This window comes from Bradyrhizobium sp. Mp27, from assembly GCF_029953005.1.
Taxonomy (GTDB): Bacteria; Pseudomonadota; Alphaproteobacteria; order Rhizobiales; family Xanthobacteraceae; genus Bradyrhizobium; species Bradyrhizobium barranii.
In genome coordinates, this window is the sequence record NZ_JASAUS010000030.1 from 1 (window position 1) to 15,689 (window position 15,689).

14 protein-coding genes and 1 pseudogene are annotated in these 15,689 nt (G+C 65.9%); 8 read left to right on the top strand and 7 right to left on the bottom strand.

What is annotated here, in order from left to right; genetic code table 11:
- Positions 1-107: 107 nt before the first annotated feature.
- Together QJT78_RS17530 and QJT78_RS17535 are read right to left on the bottom strand one after the other, a co-directional pair.
- A complete protein-coding gene (locus QJT78_RS17530; RefSeq protein ID WP_028151530.1) occupies positions 108-479 on the bottom strand; it encodes a helix-turn-helix transcriptional regulator in 372 nt (123 codons plus the stop codon).
- A complete protein-coding gene (locus QJT78_RS17535) occupies positions 476-1,342 on the bottom strand; it encodes a S1C family serine protease (protein ID WP_028151529.1) in 867 nt (288 codons plus the stop codon). Before QJT78_RS17535 ends, QJT78_RS17530 begins: the two co-directional genes overlap by 4 nt.
- A gap of 200 nt (positions 1,343-1,542) precedes the next feature.
- Between QJT78_RS17535 and QJT78_RS17540 the strand changes: the two are divergent.
- From QJT78_RS17540 to QJT78_RS17550, 3 genes and pseudogenes are all read left to right on the top strand, one after another.
- Positions 1,543-2,497 (top strand): annotated as a pseudogene (locus QJT78_RS17540) (VOC family protein).
- Positions 2,498-2,561: 64 nt separating this feature from the next.
- Positions 2,562-3,437: a dihydrodipicolinate synthase family protein gene (locus QJT78_RS17545; protein WP_028151527.1), complete on the top strand. Its 876-nt coding sequence runs from the start codon at positions 2,562-2,564 to the stop codon at positions 3,435-3,437.
- A gap of 182 nt (positions 3,438-3,619) precedes the next feature.
- Complete coding sequence (locus QJT78_RS17550) at positions 3,620-5,944, top strand: xanthine dehydrogenase family protein molybdopterin-binding subunit (protein ID WP_028151526.1); 2,325 nt, start codon at positions 3,620-3,622, stop codon at positions 5,942-5,944.
- A gap of 216 nt (positions 5,945-6,160) precedes the next feature.
- Here QJT78_RS17550 and QJT78_RS17555 read toward each other — a convergent pair whose 3' ends face one another.
- From QJT78_RS17555 to QJT78_RS17565, 3 genes are read right to left on the bottom strand one after another with little or no spacing between them, the layout of a single operon-like run.
- A complete protein-coding gene (locus tag QJT78_RS17555; protein ID WP_028151525.1) occupies positions 6,161-7,357 on the bottom strand; it encodes an acyl-CoA dehydrogenase family protein in 1,197 nt (398 codons plus the stop codon).
- Positions 7,358-7,372: 15 nt separating this feature from the next.
- Positions 7,373-8,512, bottom strand: coding sequence for an acyl-CoA dehydrogenase (locus tag QJT78_RS17560; protein ID WP_038953520.1), 1,140 nt, complete (start codon positions 8,510-8,512; stop codon positions 7,373-7,375).
- A gap of 4 nt (positions 8,513-8,516) precedes the next feature.
- Positions 8,517-9,371 carry an enoyl-CoA hydratase gene (locus QJT78_RS17565; RefSeq protein ID WP_028151523.1) on the bottom strand — a complete coding sequence of 285 codons (855 nt, stop codon included), beginning with the start codon at positions 9,369-9,371 and terminating at the stop codon, positions 8,517-8,519.
- 171 nt (positions 9,372-9,542) lie between these two features.
- On the opposite strand from QJT78_RS17565, the gene QJT78_RS17570 reads away from it, so the two are divergent.
- The 5 genes from QJT78_RS17570 to QJT78_RS17590 all read left to right on the top strand — a co-directional run bounded on the left by QJT78_RS17570 (position 9,543) and on the right by QJT78_RS17590 (position 14,635).
- Entirely contained in the window at positions 9,543-10,145 is a 603-nt protein-coding gene (locus QJT78_RS17570) for a LemA family protein (protein WP_028151522.1), read from the top strand.
- Positions 10,146-10,283: 138 nt separating this feature from the next.
- The gene (locus tag QJT78_RS17575) at positions 10,284-11,204 is read left to right on the top strand and encodes a YgcG family protein (RefSeq protein ID WP_028151521.1); all 921 of its coding nucleotides are present in this window, start codon (positions 10,284-10,286) and stop codon (positions 11,202-11,204) included.
- A gap of 5 nt (positions 11,205-11,209) precedes the next feature.
- Positions 11,210-11,707, top strand: a complete 498-nt coding sequence (locus QJT78_RS17580; RefSeq protein WP_028151520.1) for a TPM domain-containing protein — start codon at positions 11,210-11,212, stop codon at positions 11,705-11,707.
- Between the two features lie 315 nt (positions 11,708-12,022).
- The gene (locus QJT78_RS17585; protein WP_028151519.1) at positions 12,023-12,991 is read left to right on the top strand and encodes a hypothetical protein; all 969 of its coding nucleotides are present in this window, start codon (positions 12,023-12,025) and stop codon (positions 12,989-12,991) included.
- 93 nt (positions 12,992-13,084) lie between these two features.
- Positions 13,085-14,635: a hypothetical protein gene (locus QJT78_RS17590; protein WP_028151518.1), complete on the top strand. Its 1,551-nt coding sequence runs from the start codon at positions 13,085-13,087 to the stop codon at positions 14,633-14,635.
- Here QJT78_RS17590 and QJT78_RS17595 read toward each other — a convergent pair.
- Positions 14,632-14,901, bottom strand: coding sequence for a hypothetical protein (locus QJT78_RS17595; RefSeq protein ID WP_162137158.1), 270 nt, complete (start codon positions 14,899-14,901; stop codon positions 14,632-14,634). The genes QJT78_RS17590 and QJT78_RS17595 overlap by 4 nt on opposite strands.
- Before the next feature lie 104 nt (positions 14,902-15,005).
- Positions 15,006-15,653 (bottom strand): glutathione S-transferase family protein, encoded by a 648-nt coding sequence (locus QJT78_RS17600; protein WP_028151517.1) that lies wholly within the window; start codon positions 15,651-15,653, stop codon positions 15,006-15,008.
- Positions 15,654-15,689: the final 36 nt, after the last annotated feature.

Genomic DNA, 15,689 nt, shown 5'->3' on the forward strand with positions numbered 1-15,689 from the left:
ACGTCAACGCATACAACGACAGAGCCGAGCCCTTCGTCTGGACCAAGAAAAAGGTCCGTCAACGCCGTTTCAAAGGCCGCCGTATCACTCAGCTCTGATTCCGGGTACTAGAGCTCGATCACGCCGCGGCGTGCCGCATGCGCGACCGCGTCGGTGCGGCCGGTGGCATCCAGCTTGTCGAGCAGCGAGCCGACGTGGAATTTGACCGTGTGCACGGAAATGCCGAGCTGGCGCGCGATCAGCTTGTTGGACGCGCCTTCCGCCATCAGCGCCAGGACATCGAGCTCGCGCTGCGTCAGCGCGATGTCTTCCGGCATGCTGCGCGGATCGCGGGCCATGACCGTCGCCGTGGCGGCCTCGCCGGGCGCGGCGAGCCGAAGCCCGGCGATGTTGCCGAGCAGGACCGCCAGGCGATCGGCGAGGGCGGGATCGTCGATCTCCAGGGCGAGCACGATCTCGGGCGCGTTGTCCTCGCTCACGCCTCCGGCCTCTCGCCGATCGTGACCTTGAAGCTGACGGGCTCGCCGCCGCGGCGCACCGCGACATCGACCACCGTGCCGACGCTCGCAGGCCCGAGCGTCCGCGACAGCGCGCGCACGCCGGAGAGCTTCTGGTCGTTGACCGCCACGATGACGTCGCCCTGGCGGATGCCGGCCGCAGCCGAAGGGCCGGCCTTGTCGACATTCATCACCATCGCCCCGAGGCCATCGTCGAGCCGCACCGGCTGGAGCCCGAGGCCGAGATATCCGCGGGCGATGCGGCCGCGCGCCTCGAGCTGTGCCGCGACCCGCTCGATTGTCGCCGTTGGGATCACCAGGACCCGCCGCGGCCCGAGCACGGCCATGCCGAAGGCTTCGCCTGATGTATCGAGCGCGAGCCCGCCTTGCTGCGCGAAGCGCAGGCGCACGTCGAGCTCGATCCGCGCATCGATGTCGCCGCCGCGCAAGGAGCGCCAGCTCTTGCCGGACAGTGATACCATGCCGAGCGCCGCGCTCGGCGCGTCGCGATCGGTGGCGACGACGACCGACAGCGTGCCGAGGGGCGGAACGGTCGCGGCCAGCTTGACCGGCGCAAGACTGGTATCGGTGCGCAACAGCGCGACGTCGGTCGTATGGTCACGGCCGACGATCGTGGCGGCCGCGGTGCTGCCGTCGGGGAGGCTGATCTGGATATCGCCCTCGTCGGCCAGCGCTTCGTGGGCGGTGACGATCAAGCCGGGTTTCCAGACGAAGCCGGTGGCGCGGGAGCGATGCGAATGCACGGCGACGACGGATGGCGCGGTGCGCGTCACGACATCCGCGAGCGCCGACGAAAGGGACGACAGAGGAGTGGGGTCGGTCATGGAAGGCTCCTGTAAATTGTTCTCAATCTGGGATGTCGCGGGCGATTGCGAAACTGGCCGGGTGGCCAGGACAGACGGGGCGGACCGGCTTCCGCTGGACCACGGCCGACGAACATGTGATTGGGACGCCCTCACGGGAACGTGTAGCAATCCAGGAATTGCCCCGCACGTCCCTAAGCGTTTCCAGCGAGCCCCGACCGATGACCGTCGACCTCACCCGCCGCACCCTGCTTCAACTCGCCGGTGCGACCTCGCTCGCGACGGCGGCGGCCGCCGCCGCTCGGGCCGAGGGCCTGCCGCAAGGCGGCGGGCCGACCTATGCCAGCCGCACGCCGATGCGGGTGGGCATGGTGACGCTCCGGGTCAAGAACCTCGACAAGGTCGCGGACTACTATCGCGACGTGATCGGGCTCACCGTGATGGAGCGCTCCGCCGGCGTCGCGACGCTCGGCACGGCTGGCATCACGCTGCTCGTGCTGGAAGCCCGTCCCGAGGCCGCGATCGAGCCGCGCAACGCCGCGGGCCTCTATCACACCGCCTTCCTGATGCCGTCGCGAAAAGATCTCGCGCGCTGGCTGGTGCACGCCGCCTCGCATCGCGTGCCGCTGTCGGGCTTCGCCGATCATCTCGTCAGCGAATCCGTCTATCTCGACGACCCCGAAGGCAACGGTATCGAGGTCTATGCCGACCGCGATCCCTCGCAATGGCAGTGGAGCGAGGGCAGCGTGAAGATGGCAAGCGACGAGCTCAACATCCCTGACCTCTTGTCGCTGACCAACACGCGCGTGGCAGACTACGCCAAGGCGCCGGACGGTCTGCGCGTCGGCCACATGCATCTGCGTGTCGGCGATCTCGCCGAGGCCGAACGGTTTTATCACGGCGCGGTCGGACTCGATCCGACCCGCCGCCGTGGCGGCGCCGCGTTCCTGTCGTCGGGCCGCTATCACCATCACCTCGGCATGAACGTCTGGCAGAGCCAGGGGGCCGGCCAACGCGACGATCAGACCACGGGGCTCGCCTGGTTCTCGCTAGCAGGACATTCTCGCCGCGCAGAAGGAACGCCTGCGCAAGGGCGGCGCGCAGGTCACGGCGCTCGCCAACGGTCTGGAGGCCGTCGATCCCTGGGGCACGCGGGTGCGCCTGATCAGGGTTTGATCGCTAGCGCGGGCATTGCTATGACCGGTCAGGCGCTAGCCAGTTTCCCGGGGTTCAGCCTGACATGCCCGATTTTCACGGCGTCTTTCCCTATCTCGTTTCGCCCGTGGATGCCGATGGCACGGTGCGCACCGAGGTCCTCGGCAAGCTTTGCGACGATTTGATCGGCGCAGGCGTGCACGGGCTGACGCCGCTGGGTTCGACCGGCGAGTTCGCCTATCTCAATGCCGCGCAACGCACCGCGATCGTGCAGACCACCATCCAGGCCGCGAAGGGCCGTGTGCCGGTTGTGGCCGGCGTCGCCTCCACCTCGACGGCGGATGCAGTGGCGCAGGCGAAGGCCTACGAGAGGCTCGGCGCCAACGGGATTTTGGCGATCCTGGAGGCGTACTTCCCGCTCGCCGATGCCCAGGTCGAATCCTACTTCCGCAGCATCGCGGATGCCGTCGACATCCCCGTCGTCATCTACACCAATCCGCAATTCCAGCGCTCCGATCTCACGCTCGACATCATCGCGCGCCTCGCTGAACATCCGCGCATCGGCTACATCAAGGACGCCTCGACCAATACCGGCCGGCTGCTCTCGATCATGAACCGCTGCGGCGATGCCTTGCGCGTGTTCTCGGCCTCGGCCCACATCCCGGCCGCGGTGATGCTGATCGGCGGGCTCGGCTGGATGGCGGGCCCTGCGTGCATCGTCCCGCGCCAGAGCGTCGCACTCTACGACCTCTGCAAGGCCGGCCACTGGGACGAGGCCATGGCGCTCCAGCGCAGGCTGTGGCGGATCAACGAGGCTTTCGCCCGCTTCAACCTCGCCGCCTGCATCAAGGCGGGCCTTGCGATCCAGGGCTACGACGTCGGCGATCCCGTCCCGCCGCAGGCCGCGCTGTCGGCCGAGGCGCGCAAGGTCGTGGAAGCGGCGTTGAGGGAGCTTTCCTAGCCGTCATGGCCGGGCTTGTCCCGGCCATCCACGCCTTGCCCTGTGGCACATAGAACGTGGATGCCCGGGACAAGCCCGGGCATGACGAATCTGTGGGTTTTCCGCCCAAAACCGCGGCTGGCCTCGCATGCCTCGATCCGCTAAAAGGCGGCCGCACTTTGAGGCTTAGAGGACCCCACGGAATGAACATTCTTCCCGGCAATTTGCGTTTCGGAGCGGGCCAGCCCGTCAAGCGTTTGGAAGACCAGCGGCTGCTCACCGGGAAGGGTCAGTTCATCGACGACAAGCCGGAGGAGGGCGCGCTGTGGTTGCATGTGCTGCGCTCGCCGCACGCCCACGCGAAGATCGTCGCGATCGACACCAGCGCCGCCGCATCGATGCACGGCGTCACCGCGATCTATACCGGCGCCGACCTCGTCAAGGACGATATCGGCACCATCCCGACCCTGAGCATCTTCAAGCGCCCCGACGGCAAGCCGATGACGGTGCCGCCGCGCCGCCTGCTCGCCCATGAGATCGTCCGCTACGCTGGCGAAGCGATTGCGGCGGTGGTGGCTGCCTCCCGTGCGGAAGCGCAAAGCGCGGCCGAAGCGATCGTGATCGAATACGACGTGCAGCCCGCGGTGGTCGATCCAGTCGAGGCCGTAAAACCCGGCGCGCCCGTGGTGTGGCCGGAGGCGCCCGACAACATCGTCGGCGCGATGAGCTATGGCGATGCCGCCAAGGCGGACGAGGCGTTTGCCAAGGCTGCGCATACGGTCGAGCTCGACATCGTCAGCCAGCGTCTGGTGCCCTCCGCGATGGAGCCGCGCTCGACCATTGCCGAGATCGACAAGAAGACCGGCCGTCTCCTCCTGCACGTGCAGTCGCAGACCCCGGCCTCCACCCGCGACGTGCTCGCGGAAGCGGTGCTGAAGCGCCCCAAGGACAGCGTCCGCGTGCTGGTCGGCGACATCGGCGGCGGCTTTGGCCAGAAGACCAACCTCTACCCGGAAGACGGCATCGTCGCCTATGCCGCGACCAAGCTGAACAGGAAGATCCGCTGGCGTGGCGACCGCACCGACGAATTCGTCGGCGGTACCCACGGCCGTGATCTCACCTCGACCGCGTCGTTCGCGCTCGACGAGAAGGGCAAGGTGCTGGCCTATCGCGTCAAGTCGATCGGCTGCACGGGTGCGTACTCCTCGGGTGCGGCCAACATCATCCCGCTGGTGCTCGGGCCGTTCGTGCAGACCGGCGTCTACGATCTGCCGCTGGTGCATTTCGAGGTGCAGTCGGTGATGACCAACACCGCGCCTGTCGGTGCCTATCGCGGCGCGGGCCGGCCCGAAGCGGTGTTCATCGTCGAGCGTCTGTTCGACGCGGCCGCGCGAAAAATCGGCATGGATCCGCGTGCGATCCGTAAAGCGAACTACATCAAGCCGGCGCAGCTGCCCTACACCAACGCCGCCGGCCAGGTTTACGATTCCGGCGCCTTCGCGCATATGCTCGACCGTGCCGTGAAGCTGGCCGACTGGGACGGCTTTGCCGCGCGCAAGAAGGCGGCGAAGAAGAAGGGCCTGCTCTACGGCCGCGGGCTCACCTCCTACATCGAGTGGACCGGCGGCCGCGCCCACACCGAGAAGGTCAGCCTGCACGCGACCTCGCAGGGCCGCGTTGTGCTGCATTCCGGTACCATGGCGATGGGGCAGGGGCTGCAGACCACCTACACCCAGATGATCTCCGACACGCTCGGCATTGCCATGGACAAGATCGACGTCGTCCAGGGTGACACTGATCTTGCGATGGGCTTTGGCAGCGTCGGCTCGCGCTCGCTGTTCGTCGGCGGCACGGCGGTCGCGGTCTCATCCAACGATCTGATCCAGAAGGCGCGCGAGAAGGCCGCGAACGTGCTCGAGACCTCGGTCGAGGATATCGAATATCAGGGCGGCATGCTCACCGTGGTCGGCACCGACCGCCGCATCAGCCTGTTCGATCTTGCCGAGAAGGAAGGCGGCGCAAAACTCAGCGTCGATTCCGAAGGTGAGGTCGACGGTCCCAGCTGGCCGAATGGCACGCATATCTGCGAGGTCGAGATCGACCCGGAGACCGGCGTGTCCAAGGTCGTGCGCTACACCACCGTCGACGACGTCGGCGTTGCCGTGAACCCGATGCTGGTCACGGGCCAGATCCATGGCGGCGTCGCGCAGGGCATCGGCCAGGCGCTGTATGAAGGCGTCTCGTATGACGCCGACGGTCAGCTCCTCACCGCGAGCTACCAGGATTACTGCATCCCGCGCGCCGACGACGTGCCGCCGATCGAGGTGACGCTGGACGATTCCGCGCCCTGCCGCACCAATCCGCTCGGTGCCAAGGGCTGCGGCGAATCCGGCGCCATCGGCGGCCCGCCCTGCGTCACCAATGGCGTGATGGACGCACTCGCCGAGCTCGGCATCACCCAGCTCAACACGCCCCTGACGCCGCAGAAGATCTGGAAGGCGATCAAGGACGCGAAGGTGGCGGGCTAGGCGCAACGCATTGTTGCGCGGGCTGTCGCGCCAAACTCAACTGTCGTCCCGGGGCGCGCAAAGCGCGAACCCGGGACCCATAACCACAGGGAGTGGTTGTAGCGCGAAGCAGGTCACTCCGAGTCCCCGTAACCACCTCTTCTTGTGGTTATGGGTCCCGGATCTGCGCTTCGCTTGTCCGGGACGACAGCGGAGTGTGTTGCGCCAGCGTGCTCTCTAAATCCCCAGCATCATCTTCGCGATGATGTCGCGCTGGATCTCCGAGGTGCCGCCGAAGATCGTGTAGGCCCGGCCGTTGAGATATTCCGGCACCACCGTCAGCATCTCCTCAGGCGTCGCCGGCGCGTGGTTGAGCTTGTAGAGCGGGCGCATCGGCTCGACCGCGAGGGCGTCGTGGCCGATTACGTCGACGCCCAGCCGCGTCACGGCCTGCCGGATCTCGCTGTTGCGCAGCTTCAGGATCGACGACACCGCGCCGGGATTCTGCCCGGTCTGCAGCGCCGAGAGGACGCGCAGCTCGGTCATCTCCAGCGCGTCGATATCGACCTCGACCTCGGAGATGCGCGAGGCGATATCGGGACTGTCGATCGCGCGACCGGTCAGATCTGACTCGGCGAGCTCCGCAATCGCCTTCAACCCCTCGCGCAGCTTCGCCGACGCAATGCCGGAGCCGCGCTCGAACTCGAGCAGATATTTGCCGTAGGTCCAGCCTCTGCCTTCGTCGCCGACGCGGTTGGCCACGGGCACGCGCACGTCGTCGAAGAACACCTGGTTGACCTCGTGGTCGCCGCCGATGGTCAGGATCGGGCGCGTCGTGATGCCCGGCGTTGTCATGTCGATGAGAATAAAACTGATGCCGTCCTGCTGCCGCGGCCCGTCGCTGGTGCGCACCAGCGCGAACATGCGGTTGGCGTGGTGGGCATGCGTGGTCCAGATTTTCGTGCCGTTGATGATGTAGTCGTCGCCGTCGCGCACCGCGCGCGTCTTCAGCGACGAGAGATCGGAGCCGGAGCCCGGCTCGGAATAGCCCTGGCACCAATAATCCTCGCCGGAGAGGATGCGCGGCAGATAAAAGTTCTTCTGCTCGGGACTGCCGAAACCGATGATGACGGGTCCCACCATCTTCACGCCCATCACGTTGACATTCGGCACGCCGGCCCGCGCGGATTCGGTCTCGAAAATCCAGCGCTGCGCTGGCGTCCAATTCGGTCCGCCGTGTTCGACCGGCCAGCCCGGTGCGCCCCAGCCCTGCCGGTGCAGCGCGCGCTGCCAGGCCATGCCGATATCAGGGTCGGAGAAAACCGACGGCGTCAGCGCGGTTGCACGCTTCATCTCCTCGGTGAGGTTCTTTGCAATGAAGCCGCGCACCTCGTCCTGGAAGGCGCGCTCCTCGGTGTTGAATGAGAGGTCCATGATGCGCTCCTTGTGTCAGGCCGTGCGGCCGAGCTGGGCGTGGCGGCTGTAATGATGCGCGCTGCCGCCGAACAGCGTGTCGAAGGCGACCAGCCGCTTGAAATAGGCGCCGACCTCGAGCTCCTCGGTGACGCCCATGCCGCCATGGAGCTGGATCGACTGCTCGCCGACGAAGCGCGCGCATTTGCCGATCTTCGCCTTCGCACCCGATGCAGCCCGTGCGCGCTCGACCGGCGGGCTATCTGCCTTCAGCGCGGCGCGCAGCGCCATCGAGCGCGCCTCGTCGACCTGCATCGCCATGTCGGCGAGGCGGTGGCGGATCACCTGGTTGGCGGAGAGCGGCCGGCCGAACTGCTTTCGGATCTTGGTGTATTCCAAGGTTGTGTCGAGCAGCGTCTGCATGATGCCGACGGCTTCGGCACCTAACGCGGCCATGGCGCGATCGACGGCCCATTCGATCGCGGGCAGGGCGTCATGTCCATCGCCGAGCAGGCCGTCCTCCGGCAGCTCGACGCCGGACAGCTCGATATTGCAGGCCCGTCCGCCGCCGAGACGCTCATAGTCGGTGATGACAACGCTGGGCGTCTTCGCCGGCACCAGGAACAGGCCGATGCGGCCCGACGGTCCTTGGTGATCGTGGATGTGTGCGGAGACGATGATCTCGTCGGCGGCGTGGCCGTCGAGCACCGCGATCTTGCTGCCGGCAAGACGCCAGCCTTGCGCCGTCTTGTGGGCGACGGTCGCGACCTTGGCGAGATCGGACCGCGCGGCGCGCTCGGAATGCGCAAAGGCGAGCTTCAGTGATCCGTCCGCGATCTTGGGCAGGCTCGCCTGCTTCTGCGCCGTGCTGCCGCATCTGTCGAGCAGCGCGGCCCCGAGCACGACCGTTGCGACATAGGGCTCGGACACCAGGCCGCGGCCGAAGGCCTCCATGAGAATGCCGGTGTCGACTGTGCCGCCGCCGAGCCCGCCATAGTCTTCGGAGATCGGCAGCGCCAGCCAGCCAAGCTCGGCGAACTGCTTCCAGACCGCCGGGCTGAAGCCGAGCGGGTCGTTCGCCATCTTGCGGCGGTGATCGGCATCGTAGCTCTCGGCCACGAAGCGCTCGGCGCTCACGCGCAGCAGCCGTTGCTCGTCACTCAGGTTGAGGTCCATGTCGTTACTCCGCGGCCGCCGGCGGCTTGCGCACGGAGGGATGCAGTCCGGATGGATCGACCACCATGCCGAACTCCTGAAGATTATGGGCGTGACAGAGCTGATGCAGCGCAAAGGCCTGGTCGATCGCGGCGGGCTGGCCCATCACATCGACCGAGCGATTCACCGCCTCCTTGGTCAGCTTCAGCGCGAAGGACGGCTTTGATGCGATCCGGCGCGCCAGCTCCAGCACCGACGCTGAAAGCTCCGCGCGCGGCACGACCCGGTTGACCATGCCGAGCTGATGCGCCTCCTGCGCACTCCATGCGTCGGCGGTGAACAGGAATTCCTTCGCCTTGCGCGGGCCGAGCTCCCAGGGATGCACGAACCATTCGACGCCGCAGACGCCCATGGTCACCACGGGATCGCAGAACTGCGCATCGTCGCTGGCGACGATGAGGTCGCAGGCCCAGGCCAGCATCAATCCGCCGGCGATGCACTTGCCGTGCACCTCGGCAATGGTCGGCTTTGCCAGGTTGCGCCAACGCCGGGTGATCTGGAGATAGATCTCCTGCTCGCGCGCGAAGCGGCCATGAGCATTGGGCTCCGCGAAGCCACCCCAATTTCCGATCGGCGGAAAATCGACGCCTGCGGCGTTCTTGCCGCCGGGGCGCAGATCGTGGCCGGAGGAGAAATGCGGCCCGTTGCCGGCGAGGATGATCACCTTGACCACGTCGTCCTGCACCGCCTCGTCGAAGGCGGCATTGAGGTCGTAGGTCATCTGCAGGTTCTGCGCGTTGCGCGCCTCGGGCCGGTTCATCACGATCCGGACAATCGCCGGCTCCGGCCGCTCCACGAGGATGGTCTCGAACGAGCTCATCGCGTTCCCCTTGGCGTTTCCGTTCTTGTTTTGCCCAAGTTGACTATGTCGGCCAGGGATAGGCAAGGGGCTTGCGTCAGTCGGCTGCTTTTCGCGCCGCCGGCACAAGATGTCTGGCACCGCGCGCGCTCAATCTGATAGTTTATGCCAGATTTCACCGGGAGGAATTTGATGCGCAAGATCCTGACCGTGCTGGCGGCTCTGGCCTCGCTGAGCCTGACCAATTGCGGCTACAACGCCATCCAGAGCGAGGACGAGCAGATCAAGGGCAACTGGTCCGAGGTCGTGAACCAGTATCAGCGCCGCGCCGATCTCGTGCCCAATCTCGTCAACTCGGTAAAGGGCTTCGCGCAGCAGGAGAAGGATGTGCTGCTCGGCGTCACCAATGCGCGCGCCAAGGTCGGCAGCATCCAGGCGACGCCCGAGGTGCTGAACGATCCCGCCGCCTTCCAGAAATTCCAGGCTGCACAGGGCGAGCTCTCCAGCGCGCTCTCGCGTCTTCTCGTCGTCACCGAGAATTACCCGCAGCTCAAGTCCGATGCGCTGTTCAAGGATTTGATGTCGCAGCTCGAAGGCACCGAGAACCGCATCACCGTCGCGCGCAACCGCTACATCAAGGCGGTGCAGGACTATAACGTCACCATTCGCTCGTTCCCGAGCAACCTCACCGCGATGATGTTCGGCTACAAGGAGAAGCCGAATTTCGCGGTCGAGAACGAAAAGGAAATCTCGACCGCGCCGAAGGTCGATTTCAATCCGGCGCCGTCGAAGTAAGCGCGCGTCATTTTGCGAATGCGCTTCGCCCCACCCACCGCTGTCATTCCCCGCGAAGGCGGGGAATCCAGTACGCCGCGGCTCCTCCGTAGTCCTCTGGCGTCTCTGGAATACTGGATCGCCCGGTCAAGCTGGGCGATGACAACGAGGTTGTGGCGCGCTTGTTCTGCTGTTTCACTGTGCGTTGCCCTCTTGCTCGCGCTTGCACTTACCTTTGCCTTCCCCGCCCTTGCCGATGTCGCCGTGCCGCAACTCACCGGCCGCGTGGTTGACCAGACCGGCACGCTGTCGAGCGGCGACATCGCCGCGTTGTCGCAAAAGCTGCGTGATTTCGAGACGCGCAAGGGCAGCCAAATCGCCGTCCTGATCGTGCCGACGACCCAGCCGGAGACGATCGAGCAGTTCTCGATCCACGTCGCAGACGCCTGGAAGGTCGGCCGCAAGAAGGTGGACGACGGCGCGATCCTCGTCGTCGCCAAGAACGACCGGCATTTGCGCATCGAGGTCGGCTACGGCCTCGAGGGCGCGCTCACCGACGTCACGTCGCGGCGGATCATCGACGAGATCATCACGCCGAAATTCAGGACGGGCGATTTCGCCGGCGGCATTACTGATGGCGTCGATCGCATGATCCGCGTGATCGACGGCGAGCCGCTGCCAGTACCCTCGCCGACTGTGAATTTCGGCAATCTGGACGATATTGCGCCGCTGTTCATTGTGACGCTGTTCGCCTCGATTGGGGTCGGCGGCTTCTTCCGGGCCATGCTGGGGCGGCTGCTTGGCTCATTGGCGACCGGCGGCATCATCGCAGCGCTGACCTGGCTCATTCTCGGGTCGTTTGCAATTGCGCTCGCTCTCGGAGCGCTCGGCTTCGTCATCGGCTTCATCGCCGATCTGTTTGCGGCGATGGCACCAAGCTCGGGGTCGTCGCGCGGCGGCTCGTGGTCGAGCGGCTCCTCGGGAGGTGGCTGGAGCAGCGGCTCGTCGTCCAGCGACAGCGGCGGTTTCAGCGGCGGCGGTGGCAGTTTTGGCGGCGGCGGCGCCTCGGGGAGCTGGTAGCGGTCATGAGCATCAAGCGCATTGCCAGACATCTCGTGCAGCATCATTGGCGGGCGAAGCAAATCTTCCCGCCAAAGGTGCTCGCCCGCATCGAGCAGGCGATCAAGCAGGGTGAGAGCACGCATTCCGGCCAGGTCCGCTTCGTCGTCGAAGGCGCGCTCGACGGGCGACCGCTGTTCCGCAACCAGCCGGCCCGCGAGCGGGCGCTCGACGTGTTTTCGCACCTGCGTATCTGGGACACCGCGCACAACAACGGCGTCCTGATCTATCTCCTGCTCGCCGACCGCGACGTCGAGATCATTGCCGATCGCGGCATCGATGCGAAGGTTGGTGCGGAGGGCTGGGAGAGCATCTGCCGCGCGATGGAGGCCGAGTTCGCCTCCGGCCAGTTCGAGCGCGGCGTGATCGGCGGCATCGCGGCGGTGTCGCGCGAGCTGTCGCGACACTTCCCGCCGCAAGGCCCGCATGCGAACGAGCTGCCGGATGCGCCGGTCGTGATGTGAACGGCGGCCGATGATCCACATTCCGTCATTGTGAGCGTAGCGAAGCAATCCAGAGCCTTTCCGCAGTGCCAGTCTGGATCGCTTCGCTGCGCTCGCGATGACGGTGTCGAGGCCCAGCCATTCCGCGGCCGTTCATCTTCCCCCGCTTACAATTTGTTTCACGCCCGCCACACCGGTTCCACGTTCCCGGCCAAATTCGGCCCCGGATGACTTCCTAAAATTTCGGTAAGCGGGTCCCGAAGTAAGGATTTCGCAAGCAATGAAAGTTACCAAAAGGTCAATCCAGAGTGGAGTATTCGAACTGTGAGCGAACCAATGGCTGAGCAGGCTGCCCAAGAGATCGGCGAACCGACGAGCGTCGTCGAACCCGCCGCGACCGCGCCTGCCGTCGAGGCTGCCGGCATCGAGGCCCCCTCGATCGCCCCCGACCATGAGTCGCCGCCCAAGCCGGATCCCGTCAAGGCAGAGGCCCCGAAGGTCGAGCCGCCCCGGATCGAAGTGCCGAAGTTCGAGACCAAGCCCGAGCCGAAGCCCGGCAAGCTCATCGTCATGGCGCCTTCGGAGCGCTCCTGGGAGCGCGAAGAATTTGCCCCGCATGTGAAGGCGGACGAGCCGCGCGAGACCGACGGCAAGCGCCGCCTGTCGGCGATGGCCGCGGTGGTGGCGATCGCCGCCAGCGTCGGCGCCATCAGCGGCGCGCTCGCGACCGCCGGCATGATGCACTTCGCAGCCCCGGCCCCCGCGCCGGCGCAGGTCGCCGACACCAGCGCGCTGGAATCCTCGGTTGCCCGGATCGATGCCGACGTCGTCGCACTGAAGGCGAACGTCGAGCACACCTCCAAGACTGGCCTCAGCCAGTTCAACCGGGCCAATGACCGCCTCGACAAGCTCGAGAAGGCCCAGGCCGAGCCGATGGCCAAAATCGCAAAGCTGTCCGAGACCGTCGACAAGCTCCGCGCCACGCCGCCCGCGGCCCCCACGCAGGCCGCCGCCGCCGCGAAGGAGACCACCGGCTCGATCGCGCCGACCCAGGTTGCGACCGCCGCCGCCGCACCGGTTCCGGCCCCTGCCGCGCCCAAGACCGAGGTCGGCCGGTTGCCGACGATCGATGGCTGGGTGCTGCGCGACGTCGCCAATGGCGGTGCGCTGATCGAGGGCCGCGGCGGCCTCTACGAGGTCTATGCCGGCGACCCCATCCCCGGAATTGGCCGCGTCGATGCGATCCGCCGTCAGGACGGCCGCTGGGTCGTCGTCACCAGCAAGGGCCTGATCGTCGCCCGCTGAGCGTTCGATATCCGACTTCCACAGAGGCGCTTCACCACCATGTGAGGCGCCTTTTGACTTGAATAGGCCGGCTCACGCGGTGTTACTGAAGGCATGAGCCGCGCGTTGCGAATTCTCTTTGCTGCCGCCGTCTTGCTTGGCGGAACTGTTTCGCTTTTCGCAGCGGACAACGCGCCGTTGACGCGCGGCACCGCGATCATCGATCCCGATCTGCTCCGCAAGCTCGACCAGAACGATTCGCTCACGATCTCGCGCCTGCTATGGCCGGAGCGGAACGCAAACGTTCCGCTGACGACCGATTTGCTGTTCTCGTCGCTCTCCCAGCTCAAGGAGATTCCGCCGGCGATCGACGCGGAGTTCGACCGCTACATCGTCAGGCAGAAGGCGGCGTACCCGACCGAGACCATTGGCGTCGGTGAAGGCTTTGACGTGCAGCTGTTCGATCGGGCCAATCTGAAATCCCGCGACACCCGCTTCGTGCTGGCCGGCATCGTCAATCGCATGGACCGCGCCTACGTCTCGGAGGAGGCGTGCGGCGAGATCAGGCTGATCTATCGGCTGGTGCGTTTCGAGAGCAAGCCGGAAGGTGGCAAGACCGCAACGCGTCTGCCGATGACGTTCAATCTGGTGATGAAGGCACGCGATGCGCGCCAGACCGACGCGAGCGGAAAGCCTGTGACCTGCGCCGAGGTCGCGCGGCGCTGGCTCGACAATGGCGACTGGCAGGGGCTGATCGGCAGCGGCATCTCCCCTTCGGACGCCATGCTCGACCGCATCGAGACCAATATCCAGATCTCGATCGCGCCGAAATCGGCACTGCACGATTTCCGCTCCGACTATCTGCTCAAGGTGTTCAAATATAACGCCGCGACAAAGACGTTTGAGGAATCGACGCTGGAGAACCAGATCGACCGCGACCACATCCTCGCCGACAACGATCTCCGACGTGACTTCAAGGCCTGGCTGCTTGCGCCGGAAAATCTCCGCGAGTTCGATCGCGGCGCGGTGCTGATCCCCGAGACATTCCTGGCCAAGGCCGCGGTGGTGCCGACGCCGGCGGGCCTTGACGCTTCGCCGTTGCAGCCGGAGTTCGGCATGGTGCAAGGGGAGGACAGGGACAACAACAAGGGCGAGCGGGTCTTCACCGACAACGACGTGGTCGGCGCGCTGAAGCAGGCGGCGGCGCGCGGCATCGACATGCAGAACATCCGCTCGGTCGCGGGCTTCCAGCGCCGCCTCAACGACGTCACCTGCGGCGGCTGCCACCAGACCCGCGGCATCGGCGGCTTCCATTTTCCGGGCGTCGACTGGCTGGCGGACAAGCCGTCGAACTCCACCATCGTGCCGGCCTCGCCGCATTTCTTCGGCGACCAGGTCCGCCGCCGCGACATCCTGACCGCATTCGCCGCGGGCAAACGCCCTGATTTCTCACGCGGATTTGCCAGCCGGCCGCAGACCCGGGGCAGCGGGGAGCTGGCCGGCACCGAATATCAGGATGGCTGGGGCGCCCATTGCTCCCTGCAAAGTGCGGGATCGGGAACGCCGGATAAGAGTTTTACGTCATGGAGCTGTGCTAAAGGTCTCACCTGTCAGGCTGCCGCGGCATCGAGCCGCATCGGCATGTGCTTCATCAAGACGCGTTAGCGCGTGATCCGAAAAAGTGTGTAGCGGTTTTTCGAAAAGATCACGCGCCGGATAAAACCAGCAACCGGTTTGGATGACCCATGACTGAGACCAGCGACGCCGACAAGGAGCGCAATCGCGAGATAGCGCGCAATGAGGAAGCCAAGCAGGTCACCGGCAGCAATCCGCGTCAGCACTTGGGCGGTCGCGGTGGTCGTCATCGTCGGCGGGATTCTGTTCACGCTCGGCTGGCTGGCGCTGCGGTAAGCCGCGCTTTCTTTCGTCATGCCCGGGCTTGTCCCGGGCATCCACGTTCCGGTGTCCGCGCTCAAGATCGTGGATGGCCGGGACAAGCCCGGCCATGACGGCTCTGAGAGTTCAGCGCTAACGCTCACTTCGCGTAGTTCGTCATCCGCTTGCCGGGCAGCAGCTCATAGGCCGGTTTCCAGCCGGGCAGCGCGGCCATGCGGCCGAGCCAGGCGTGGATGGCAGGGTGGCTCGCCGCGAAATCGAAGCCGTGCTCGTCGCTCGGATAGTGCAGGTAGGCCATCATCGAGATGTCGGCGACCGTCGGCCTCGCGCCGATCGCAAAGGCATTGTGCTGGAGATGTCCGTCGAGAATGCCGAGGAAGTCGTCGAGCCGCCGGCGAAAATGCTTCAGCACCTGCGGATCGTTTTTCTCAGTGAACGCCCGCATGAAGCGATAGGTCGCCATGTAGCCGGTGAGCTTGTGGTTGTCCCAGAACAGCCAGCGCAGCAGCTCGAACTTCTCGTCCTCGGTCTCGGCGCCGAAACGGCCGTATTGCTCGGCAAGCTTCAGCAGCAAGGGCGCGGTTTGCGTCATCTTCACGCCGTCGACCTCGAGCACGGGAATCTCGCCCATCGCGTTCACGACCTTGCGCCATTCCGCCGTGCGCGTGACGCCGCCGCCGAAATCGGTCCAGACCGGCTCGAACCTCTCGCCGCAAAGCGTCAGCATCAACGCCAGCTTGTAGCTGTTGCCGGATTCCGGGAAGTAGTGCAGGCGGTAGTTGGGCATGAGGGCCTCACGAGACGCGATGTTGCCGTGAGTTTA

What these genes read in the sequence shown, in the direction of transcription:
- QJT78_RS17535 (WP_028151529.1), bottom strand. Translation starts at nt 1,342, where the DNA reads ATGACCGACCCCACTCCTCTGTCGTCCCTTTCGTCGGCGCTCGCGGAT.
- QJT78_RS17575 (WP_028151521.1), top strand. Translation starts at nt 10,284, where the DNA reads ATGACAACGAGGTTGTGGCGCGCTTGTTCTGCTGTTTCACTGTGCGTT.
- QJT78_RS17580 (WP_028151520.1), top strand. Translation starts at nt 11,210, where the DNA reads ATGAGCATCAAGCGCATTGCCAGACATCTCGTGCAGCATCATTGGCGG.
- QJT78_RS17595 (WP_162137158.1), bottom strand. Translation starts at nt 14,901, where the DNA reads ATGACGAAAGAAAGCGCGGCTTACCGCAGCGCCAGCCAGCCGAGCGTG.
- QJT78_RS17560 (WP_038953520.1), bottom strand. Translation starts at nt 8,512, where the DNA reads ATGGACCTCAACCTGAGTGACGAGCAACGGCTGCTGCGCGTGAGCGCC.
- QJT78_RS17600 (WP_028151517.1), bottom strand. Translation starts at nt 15,653, where the DNA reads ATGCCCAACTACCGCCTGCACTACTTCCCGGAATCCGGCAACAGCTAC.
- QJT78_RS17545 (WP_028151527.1), top strand. Translation starts at nt 2,562, where the DNA reads ATGCCCGATTTTCACGGCGTCTTTCCCTATCTCGTTTCGCCCGTGGAT.
- QJT78_RS17565 (WP_028151523.1), bottom strand. Translation starts at nt 9,371, where the DNA reads ATGAGCTCGTTCGAGACCATCCTCGTGGAGCGGCCGGAGCCGGCGATT.
- QJT78_RS17555 (WP_028151525.1), bottom strand. Translation starts at nt 7,357, where the DNA reads ATGGACCTCTCATTCAACACCGAGGAGCGCGCCTTCCAGGACGAGGTG.
- QJT78_RS17590 (WP_028151518.1), top strand. Translation starts at nt 13,085, where the DNA reads ATGAGCCGCGCGTTGCGAATTCTCTTTGCTGCCGCCGTCTTGCTTGGC.
- QJT78_RS17550 (WP_028151526.1), top strand. Translation starts at nt 3,620, where the DNA reads ATGAACATTCTTCCCGGCAATTTGCGTTTCGGAGCGGGCCAGCCCGTC.
- QJT78_RS17585 (WP_028151519.1), top strand. Translation starts at nt 12,023, where the DNA reads ATGGCTGAGCAGGCTGCCCAAGAGATCGGCGAACCGACGAGCGTCGTC.
- QJT78_RS17570 (WP_028151522.1), top strand. Translation starts at nt 9,543, where the DNA reads ATGCGCAAGATCCTGACCGTGCTGGCGGCTCTGGCCTCGCTGAGCCTG.